Annotated in this window: 1 pseudogene; it reads left to right on the top strand. The window is 53.5% G+C overall.

Going from position 1 to position 1,423, the window contains the following annotated elements:
* Window positions 1-429: 429 nt before the first annotated feature.
* Window positions 430-1,423: pseudogene (locus tag Q1A75_RS23870) on the top strand (IS3 family transposase); the annotation flags it as partial.

Raw genomic sequence — 1,423 nt, 5'->3', positions numbered from 1 at the left:
AGCAGCTTCAAGATGTCTTCGTCTGAATGTCGCTTCCTCGCAATGCCCAATCCCCCTTTCGCGGCCAATGTAATGGCACAGTTCTAGGGGGGAAGGACACGGATTGTAGCCACCGCGATACACCATCTTTCAGACACGCAGCCGCTTGATAGAAGACCTTTGAGGCGCAAAAGGTAAAATTGCTGCGTTGCGAAAAACCTCAGTGATTTAAAATCAATAGCTTAGCGACGCAGCAAAGGCAAAACTATGTGTCGCTCCACACCAAGTGTAAGTGTAAAGTTGCGCGAAACTTATCCCAGTGGATACCAATTTGTCCTCCATAGGCAATCAAGATGTCCAAGTTTTTGATATGAGGCCTTTGGTCCTCAACCTGACGAACCAAGTTTTTGGATCGGAGGAGGCCCCGCTTCTTGAAGGCTCTTCGCGCCGGTGGGAATGCACGCGACTATGCTTCGCAGATGGGTGCGTGCGTCTGAGGCTGATGGGGCGGTTGCGTTTCCAGGACATCGCAAACTGACACCGGAACAAGATGAACTCAGGAGCCTACGACGCGAGGTCTCCAAGCTGAAGACGGAGCGTGATATCTTAAAAAAGGCCGCAGCCTACTTCGCCAAGGGCCAGCTATGACGTTTGGGCGCGTGGCGAAGCACCGAGAGGTCTGGCCGGTCAGCTGGATGTGTGATGCGCTCGGTGTGTCGTGAAGCGGTTTCCATGCGTGGTTGACGCGACCGCGCAGCCACAGGTCGATCCACGCCGAAGAGCTATCGGCGGCGATCCGTTCGAGCTTTCTGCGATCGGACCGGACCTATGGCGCGCGGCGTGTCTGGCATGATCTTCTCGAAGAGGGCTATTGTTGTGGCCTCCATTATGTCGAGCGGCTGATACGGTGAGTAGCCTTCAGAGCAAGCCCTAAGCGGCGTCAACCTGCAAAAGACGAAGGCGTCAGATCAGTCGTTGTTGCAAACGTGCTTGAGCGAGAGTTCAATGCAGATAGCCCGAACCAAAATGGGTGGCAGACTTTGCCTATATCTGGACATTGGAAGGTTGGCTCTACGTTGTTGCCGTCATCGATTTGTTCTCGCGGCGCGTCGTTGGTTGGTCTATGGACGATCAAATAACTTCCCAGATGGTGACGGCTGCTTTGATCATGGCAATCTGCAGCCGAGGCCGACCGAAGGAATTGTTGCATCACTCTGACCAAGGCAGCCAATACACCAGCGAACCGTTCCAAAGGCTTATGGCAGACAATGGCATTACATGTTCTATGAGCCGCTCAGGAAATGTCCGGGACAACGCAGCGATGGAGAGCTTCTTCTCTTCGCTGAAGACAGGACGGATCAAACGCAAAACCTACAGAACAAGAAAACAGGCGCACGCAGATGTCTTCGACTACATCAAACGCTTCTACAACTCGAAGCGCCGC

Source organism: uncultured Tateyamaria sp. (assembly GCF_947504105.1).
Classification (GTDB): Bacteria; Pseudomonadota; Alphaproteobacteria; order Rhodobacterales; family Rhodobacteraceae; genus Tateyamaria.
This window is presented reverse-complemented; position numbering and strand designations above follow the sequence as displayed.